This window comes from Vibrio sp. 10N.222.46.A1 (assembly GCF_041473595.1).
GTDB classification, from domain to species: domain Bacteria; phylum Pseudomonadota; class Gammaproteobacteria; order Enterobacterales; family Vibrionaceae; genus Vibrio; species Vibrio tasmaniensis_A.
The window spans coordinates 1-8,912 of sequence record NZ_JBFRSN010000528.1 but is presented as its reverse complement, the minus strand read 5'-3'; the positions used below and the strand labels follow the sequence as shown (position 1 = coordinate 8,912).

6 protein-coding genes and 1 pseudogene are annotated in these 8,912 nt (G+C 45.0%); 3 read left to right on the top strand and 4 right to left on the bottom strand.

Annotation, left to right across the window (positions count from 1 at the left end):
* From AB4496_RS15245 to AB4496_RS15235, 3 genes are all read left to right on the top strand, one after another.
* The coding region (locus AB4496_RS15245; RefSeq protein WP_372131285.1) for an amidohydrolase at nucleotides 1–1,354 on the top strand (1,354 nt) is incomplete at its 5' end.
* 727 nt (nucleotides 1,355–2,081) lie between these two features.
* Nucleotides 2,082–2,621: a hypothetical protein gene (locus AB4496_RS15240; protein WP_228012653.1), complete on the top strand. Its 540-nt coding sequence runs from the start codon at nucleotides 2,082–2,084 to the stop codon at nucleotides 2,619–2,621.
* Nucleotides 2,622–2,652: 31 nt separating this feature from the next.
* Nucleotides 2,653–3,846, top strand: a complete 1,194-nt coding sequence (locus AB4496_RS15235; protein ID WP_102257615.1) for a carbohydrate porin — start codon at nucleotides 2,653–2,655, stop codon at nucleotides 3,844–3,846.
* 96 nt (nucleotides 3,847–3,942) lie between these two features.
* On the opposite strand, the gene yejF is transcribed toward AB4496_RS15235, so the two are convergent.
* From yejF to AB4496_RS15215, 4 genes and pseudogenes are all read right to left on the bottom strand, one after another.
* Complete coding sequence (gene yejF, locus AB4496_RS15230) at nucleotides 3,943–5,592, bottom strand: microcin C ABC transporter ATP-binding protein YejF (RefSeq protein WP_102257614.1); 1,650 nt, start codon at nucleotides 5,590–5,592, stop codon at nucleotides 3,943–3,945.
* A gap of 9 nt (nucleotides 5,593–5,601) precedes the next feature.
* Nucleotides 5,602–6,624 (bottom strand): annotated as a pseudogene (locus AB4496_RS15225) (ABC transporter permease).
* Between the two features lie 31 nt (nucleotides 6,625–6,655).
* On the bottom strand, nucleotides 6,656–7,744 hold the full coding sequence (locus AB4496_RS15220) for a microcin C ABC transporter permease YejB (RefSeq protein ID WP_004730359.1): 1,089 nt from the start codon (nucleotides 7,742–7,744) through the stop codon (nucleotides 6,656–6,658).
* Nucleotides 7,745–7,756: 12 nt separating this feature from the next.
* Nucleotides 7,757–8,912 (bottom strand): extracellular solute-binding protein (locus tag AB4496_RS15215; protein WP_372131283.1); only part of this gene is annotated, 1,156 nt, incomplete at its 5' end.

Sequence of the window (8,912 nt, the reverse complement as noted above, 5' to 3'; positions counted from 1 at the left end):
GTTCTTCAACGATGCAGCGATGGAAATGCTAGGTTGGTCTGAAGAAGACTGGACTGGCGAAGGCTATAACTACGATCAGCTAGACTGGGAACGAGGCCATGCTTATGAAGCTGGAGCTAAAATCCTTCTCAATGATGTAATGAGCTTCTGGGTAAATAGCGGCATTTTTGCAACGGGGATGGAGCGAACCAAAGATTACATCCACTCTGGTGGTATCACTACCGCGATTGACCCAGGTGTTGTTGCAACACCAGAGATGTTCGAACAAGTAGTCGACATTCTTGAAGACGGTAACTTCCCAATGGATTACTGGTTAATGCCAGCTGGTAACTTTACCTACATGATGGCAGAAAACGACCCTGCCAAAGGTAAAGCGATTGCCGAAGGTTTGACTCAGCACCCGTCTTATCAAGGCGAACAGATCAAATGGCTACCTAAATTCGTTAAGTTGTTTGCAGACGGCGCAATGTACAGCCAGTTAATGCAACTTAAAGATGGTTACACCGATGGTCACTCAGGTGAATGGTTGCAAGAGCCTAAAGATCTTGAAGCAAGTATGCGCCCCTACTGGGAAGACGACTACACGATTGTTATCCATGCCAATGGTGATCTAGGCTTTGAGACTGCATTGAACATTGTCGACAAGCTCAACAAAGAAAAAAGCAGAGACGATCACAGAACCAGCTTCCATCACCTAGGTATTACCGATAAAGACGACATCCCTAAAGCCGTTGAACTTGGCGCAAACTTTAGTGTAAACCCTTACTACACACATATTCTGGCTGAGCTTTACTCTGAACAAGGTATCGGTCAAGAGCGTGCAGAAGTGATGGCGCGTGGACGTTCATTCATCGATGCGGGTGGTATTTTATCATTGCACTCAGATTCACCAATGGCACCAGCGCAACCACTAGGGTTAGTTTGGGCTGCTGTAAACAGAATTGGTCTGTCTGGCAAAACGGTAATGGGACCTCAAGAGCGCATCACAGTTGATGAAGCAATGCGCGCAATCACGATTGATGCAGCATACACAGCACGTCTAGAAAATGAAGTTGGTACCATTGATATCGGTAAAACGGCCAACTTTACGGTACTTGACGACAACCCATACACAGTAAAACCTGAAGACATCAACAAGATAAAAGTTGAAGCAACGATTTACCAAGGTATCCCTGCTCCTGTAAAAAACAGTAACTCTGGTTTAGCCATGACTGAGCAAAATATGAAAGTTGTGAATGTAATCAACAGATACCACAACGCTCACGGTCATCACCACCATCATGATCATGACCACGATGTGTGTGCGACAAGCTTGTACTTCCAACATGCTCTTACGGCGATTCAACAGAAATAACGTAGGTACAATAACGATGAACATTGCTCTAAGCTGAGCGAAAGTATCTCAATAGCTTAAGCTTCATTGTTCTCAAAAAGTGATAGTGTGACCTCAGCGTCCGCTATCACTTTTTCTTTTTATGATACATGTTTACCGATTCCGCGATACAGACCTCCTATATTCAATTATCTCTATACAAAGATCTCAAACTCAATCCGACACGCTCGCACACCTTCAATCCCCTATCTCACTGCTTTCCACATCACAACCAAATATCCCAACACTTCACAGATCATCGAGGACATTTGCTGTTTGGTGGTGCAATCTATTAGCCACAACATAGCTCAACAAGTGCAGCTTTCTAAATACTGGCTCTAGCGAATTGAGCTCATACCGTGAACAAGTGTGTTCATCACACTTGGCACTAGGCAAGATAAAAGCCCCACACCTTCTCATTTTAACTGGCTAACCTCTTTTCGTAGCATCTCACCTCGCCTCATGAAAGCCACATAAATCTGATTTAATTGCGCTGTTTACCACCATAACTGTACCCTTCTTCATCAGCCAATCTTCTCTTTTGTTTTCCTTTGATGACACCGGTATTGAAACGTCTATTAAGCAGATGAAATGCAATGAAAAATCAATAAATACAATAGCTTAATAAAAACATAAAAACTTCAAAATTAGTTTTATCATCACCAAAATCGATAACATGACCCGGTCAATTACAACTCAGGTCAATACTATGTCTACCATTTGGGAATTAGATATGGGTTATCTAGAGTCACTTGGCAAGGAGCTACGCGGATACATTAAGGATGATGAAGTGACGGTATTACCCCAGCTTAGAACGCAATATCTTGCCGAGCTAAATGCAGTTATTGAAAAGATGGTTTCGTCTTCAGCGAAAACAGATCAAATGGAGGCATTGGTAAAGGTTTGCCAGCATATTGCGACAACGGTGAACACCTCTCGCTATCACCGACTTAGCCAATGTATTGAGCGTATTCACTCACTCGTCAACAAGTTGCGTCACCAGCAGAATGCGGACTCGCAACCTCTTAACGCGGATGCATTGTTTTTACTCGCGCAAAACCATGGCATTGCGATCTCAAGACACGACCTCAACGACGGTAAAGCAAGTTCGGTTTCCTTCGCTTATCAGCAAGGTTATCTGTCCATTTCAGAAGCGTTTGATGCATTGAGTGCACTGTTTAAACATCAACGCCATTCACAACTGGCCAGCACGCTAAACAGCCCTGCTTATCTATCTCAATGCGCTTAGCCAGATTACGTTCTAACAATAAGATTTAATTATGAAATTTTTATCATTACCCTTTTGTTTAACTCCACTTTTTTTATCGTCTTTAGCTAATGCAAGCCAACCATACTCTGATACATTAACCGGTGATTGGGGAGGAGATCGTAGTCACATTAAAGACAACGGACTCTCGCTCGATGCTGAATACACCAACGTTTACCAATCGGCGGTTTCTGGCTCACCATCAAATTCAAATGAGTTCACACACCGTTTTGACCTGTTTGCAGCACTTGATACCGAAAATGCTGGCCTATGGAATAACGGCACCTTTCGCACCCAGTTGATCTATCTAAACGGAGATGCGAACGACTTTGGCTTCTCCAGTTTGTCAGTACCTAATTCAGCCCATTACGCAGACAGCAGTAGCCCTTTCTTCTCATCCTTGTATTACACACACAAGTTTGATGACAACACTAACCTACTTTTTGGCAAGATCGACGCGTTTGAGCTACTACGAAATGCGCCATTTTACGGTGGTGCAACTCGTCATGGATTCATGAACATTGCTTTTTCTGCTCCACCAAGTGGCGTGACTCCCCCATCATTTATTGGCGGCATCCTGAACCACACCATTGGCGATACACGAATCACGGCGATGATTTATGATCCAAGAGATCGATATGCTGACAACTTAGGATTCAATGATTGGTTTGATGATGGCGTGAATTTTTCATTAGGTGCGACTCACTCATTCAAACTGTTTGATAGAAGTTCTACGTTTGGTATGTCTGGTACATATAGCACTGAAGAAGGGGTCGATTACTCGTCTTTGGGTGAAACTGCAAAATATAAGTACAACATTCGAGCTCAAGCAACACACAATATCTACGAGAACAATGACGATACCATCGCAGTCTACCTAAGAGCAGCAGCGGCAGACGGTAATCCAAATATCATAGATGGAACGTTTGTTGGCGGCCTTGGAGGCAACGCTTTCTTCTTCGACAGACCTCAAGATCAATGGGGCGCGGGCTACTATTACTACAACTTGTCTAATGCGTTACAAAACAGCATTAGCGATTTGCCACTAGGAGCAGAATTAAAAGACGAGCAAGGTTTTGAGATCTACTACGCGTTCCAAGCAACGCCATGGTTAACCTTTACCGCAGATGCGCAATACGTCACACCCGCAGTCAGCACTCAAAGCAAAGTCGCGTTGTTTGGCCTAAGAACGAATATCGTTTTCTAGTACCACGCATAAACTAAGACGTTCTAAATAAAAAGAGCCTGATCATCAGTGATCAGGCTCTTTTTTGGATTTTCACATTGAATCGAAATTCATCGATTAAGGCGTGCCAACCTCAGATAAAGACACCAATTGTTTAGTATATTCATGTTGCGGATTACCAAACAAGGTCTCAGTGTCACCCTTCTCAATCACCTCGCCTGCTTTCATGACAATGGTGTAATGACACAGGGATTTCACAACATTCAGATCATGGCTGATAAATAGATAAGTTAGGCCATACTTTTCTTGTAATGACTTAAGTAAGTCTAGAACTTGCGCTTGGACGGTTCTGTCGAGTGACGATGTCGGTTCATCTAGCAAGATAAACTCTGGCTTAAGGATCAGAGCACGAGCAATCGCAATACGTTGCCTTTGACCGCCCGAAAACTCATTCGGGTAACGGTGACGAGTTTCAGGGTCTAGGTCGACCTCTTTCATTACATCGCAGATGCGTTGGTCGAGTTCAGTGTCGTCCAATTGTTGATGCACTAACAAACCCTCGCCAATCACCTGAGCAACCGACATTCTCGGGTTTAACGCCGAGAATGGGTCTTGAAAGACCACTTGCATACGGCTTCTAAACGGTAGCATCTGTTGGCGGTTTAAGCCCCGAATTTGTTCATCTGCGTAAGTAATTGAACCTTCACTTTGCACCAATTTGAGTATCGCCATACCGGTTGTCGATTTACCAGAGCCACTTTCGCCAACTAAACCGATTGAGTGCCCTTTCTTCAAAGTGAACTCCATATCGGTCACAGCTTTGACATGAGAAATGGTTCGCTTGAATAAACCGCCCGTAATCGGGAACCAAACACGAAGTTGATTAACATCGAGCAGAGGTTCACTTTCCGGAGAAACTGGAACGGGCAAGCCTTTCGGATCAGAGTTGATAAGCTTTTGCGTATAAGGGTGAGCTGGAGCATTAAACAGGGTATGGCAGTCATTGCTTTCAACCAAGCGACCATCTTTCATTACCGCCACTCTGTCGGCAATTTTACGAACGATACTCAAATCGTGTGTGATAAAGAGCATCGCCATACCCAGCTCTTGTTGCAGATCTTTTAACAGGTCGAGAATCTGCGCTTGTACTGATACATCCAACGCAGTCGTCGGCTCGTCAGCGATAAGCAGCTCTGGCTCGTTAATCAGAGCCATTGCGATCATTACACGCTGACGCTCTCCACCTGATAGCTCGTGTGGGTACGCTGATATCTTCTGCTCTGGGTAACGAATACCCACCTTTGAAAGCCACTCTATCGCCAAGGCTTGAGCTTTATTGGTTCGCATACCTCGGTGAATCGCGAGGGTTTCAACCAGCTGCTTACCGACTCGATGAAGTGGATTAAGCGAAACCATAGGCTCTTGAAAGATCATGCCAATGCGGCCACCACGAATCCCTCGCAATTGCCTTTCAGAACAACTCAGAATATCGGTGCCAGAGAAATTGATCTTACCGTTTAAGTAGTGCGATGAGCCTTTAGGTAGCAGCTTTAACACTGAGTTAGCCGTAACCGATTTACCGGAGCCACTCTCGCCCACCAGCGCGAGTGTCTCACCTTTGTATATCTCCAACGAGACGTCTTGCGTCACTTGTTCTATCGAGTCTTTACGCCCAAACCCGACAGACAATTTATCTATGGTCAGAACTGGAGATGCATTCGAAGCCTCTGCTGTTGACCCTGAAGCAGGAACTGTATTTGAAGTCATAACCTATCCTTACTTCTGTTGATGTGGGTCGAAAGCATCACGCACCGCTTCACCAACGAAGACAAGTAACGTCAACATCAATGAAAGTACGACGAAAGCAGAAATGCCAAGCCAAGGCGCTTGCAAGTTAGCTTTACCTTGCGCCAATAGCTCACCTAATGAAGGCGAACCCGCAGGCAAACCAAAGCCTAAGAAATCTAACGACGTTAATGTGGTGACCGAGCCTGAAAGGATAAACGGCATCATGGTTAACGAAGCCACCATCGCGTTGGGTAGCATGTGGCGAAGCATAATGCGTTTGTCGTCAACGCCCATGGCTTGCGCGGCTCTTACATAATCAAAGTTTCGACAACGTAGGAATTCAGCTCGCACAATCCCAACCAAACTCATCCAACTGAAGAGCACCATAATCCCTAGCAACCACCAGAAATTCGGTTCAATGAAGCTCGACAGAATGATCAGCAAGAATAAGGTCGGCATTCCAGACCAGACTTCAATGAAGCGCTGCCCAAACAAGTCGACCCAACCACCGTAGTAACCTTGCGTTGCCCCGACAACTACGCCGACTACGCTCGATACAATCGTCAGAATAAAACCAAACAGAACAGAGATACGGAACCCATAAATGATGCGAGCCAATACATCTCGCCCTTTATCATCGGTTCCAAGCCAGTTCACTGAATCTGGCTCCGATGGCACCGCGCCCGAAATATCGAAGTTTATCGTATCGTAGCTAAAAGGAATGATTGGCCACACGATTTAACCGTTGTCTTCAATGAGTTCGATAACATACGGGTCTTTGTAGTCGGCTTCGGTTTCAAACTCGCCACCAAACTCTGTCTCGGCGTACTCATTGATAACAGGTACAAACCACTGATTATCATAAGAAACCAAGAGTGGTTTATCGTTGGCAATGATCTCAGCGAACAGGCTCAATCCAAACAAGATGGTAAATATCCAAAGGGAGATAAAACCACGCTTGTTTGCTTTAAAACGTAACCAACGAGCTTCAGCTAAAGGGTTGTTAAACATTTATTATCAATACCTTGTTATTCGTTCGCCATTAACGCGCTTCAAAATCAATTCGAGGATCAACCCAGGTATACGTCAGGTCGGAGATAATGCTCAGCACCAAGCCAAGCAAGGTCATGATATAGAGAGAACTAAACACCACTGGGTAATCTCGCTGAATAGTCGACTCAAAGCCAAGCAGGCCGATGCCTTCGAGTGAAAACATCACTTCAATCAACATAGAACCCGTGAAGAAAATACTAATAAATGCACTCGGGAAACCGGCAATAATGATCAGCATGGCGTTACGGAAAACGTGCTTGTAGAGAATACTGCTCTCGTCCAAGCCTTTCGCTCTCGCGGTGACCACATATTGCTTATTGATTTCATCAAGGAAGGAGTTTTTGGTCAACATACTGAGTGTGGCGAAACCGCCGATGACCATAGCGAAAATAGGCAAAGCTAAGTGCCAGAAGTAGTCACCAATTTGCTGATACCAGTTAAGTTGGTCGAAGTTACTCGACACGAGCCCACGCAATGGGAACCAACTGAAGTAGTTACCACTCGCGAACAAAATAATCAGGATAATCGCAAACAAGAAGCCCGGTACGGCATAGCCAACAATCACCACCGCACTCGACCAAATATCAAACCGAGATCCGTGATGTATCGCCTTCATAATGCCTAAAGGTATCGAAATCACGTAGATGATTAAGGTACTCCATAACCCTAAGGAGATGGAAACAGGCAGTCGCTCGATGATGAGATCAATAACGTTGCCGCCTTTAAACAGACTTTCACCGAAGTTAAAGGTCGCGTAGTTTTTCAACATATCGAAGTAACGAACATGAATTGGCTTATCAAAACCAAACTGCTTTTTGATCTCTTCAACCACTTCAGGATCAAGCCCGCGTGAGCCTTTATAGCCACTGGCAGACGCTTGGTCACTTTCGCTTAAATCAACTTCTTGTCCACCACCAGAAAAGCGCTCCATAATTCCAGAGTTATGCCCTTCTAATTGGGCAACAGCTTGCTCCACCGGGCCACCAGGGGCGATCTGAATGATGAAAAAGTTGATGGTGATGATCGCCCACAACGTGGGGATCACCAACAATAAACGTCGAAATATATACGCGGCCATGCTAACTAACTCCTAGCGACGTTTTTCAGGAAGCAATGCCGCCTTCTCTTCTGAAATCCACCATGTATCGATACCTAAATCGTATTTAGGCAATACATCTGGACGCTCAAACTTGTCCCACATTGCTACGCGATATTCACCAACGTGCCATTGCGGGATGTTGTAGAAATTCCACTGCAATACTCGGTCCAGTGAACGACCGAGAGTAAGAAGCTTTTCAGGATGTTGTTGGTTACGCGCAATTTCTTCTGTTAACGCGTCAACCACTGGATCGATAACACCTGCAGTATTGTAAGTAGAATCAATGTAGTTAGAGTTCCAAACGATCATTAAGTTCGGGCTAGGGTAAGGGTTTGCGGAAAATGACGACGACACCATGTCGAAATCACGATCACGCAAGCGCTTGATGTACTGAGTCGTATCGATGGTACGGATCTTCATCTCAATACCCATGCGCTTAAGGTTCTTTTGAACCGGCGTTGCGATACGTTCCGTGGTTGGGCTGTAAATCAGCAACTCAAATGACATCGGCTTGCCGGTCTTTTCGTTGGTCATCACTTTGTCTTTCAATACCCAACCCGCTTCTTTCAGCAGTTTGAAAGCGGTACGCATTTGGCTACGAATACGGCCGCTGCCATCGGTGACTGAAGGTTGGAATTCTTCGGTAAACACTCGCGCTGGAATCTGATCTTTGTACTGAGACAGCAATTCAACTTCAGCTGCGCTTGGTAAGCCTTTCGCTTCATAGTCGGTGTTCTGGAAATAACTACGAGTACGTTTGTACTGACCATAGAACATGTTCTTGTTCATCCACTCAAAGTCCATCGCATAGGTTAACGCTTCTCGAACTTTAGGATCTGAGAACACAGGAGATTGAATATTGAAGACAAAACCTTGAGTCGTTTCAGGCTTCTCATGGTTGATCTCTTCTTTAATGATGTAGCCTTTATCGAAGTTCGCGCCTGTGTAAGAGTTGGCCCAGAACTTAGCCGAGTTCTCGGTTCGAAGATCGAACTCCCCTGCTTTAAAAGCTTCCAACATTACCGTGTCGTCACGGTAGTAATCGTATTGCACTTGCTTGAAGTTATTACGGCCAACGTTGACTGGTAGGTCTGCTGCCCAGTAGTTTTCATCTAGGCCGTAGGTCACACTTTGCCCAGATTTATAG

Coding starts and splice junctions, on each gene's coding strand:
- AB4496_RS15240 (WP_228012653.1), top strand. CDS start 2,082: ATGTCTACCATTTGGGAATTAGATATGGGTTATCTAGAGTCACTTGGC.
- AB4496_RS15235 (WP_102257615.1), top strand. CDS start 2,653: ATGAAATTTTTATCATTACCCTTTTGTTTAACTCCACTTTTTTTATCG.
- yejF (WP_102257614.1), bottom strand. CDS start 5,592: ATGACTTCAAATACAGTTCCTGCTTCAGGGTCAACAGCAGAGGCTTCG.
- AB4496_RS15220 (WP_004730359.1), bottom strand. CDS start 7,744: ATGGCCGCGTATATATTTCGACGTTTATTGTTGGTGATCCCCACGTTG.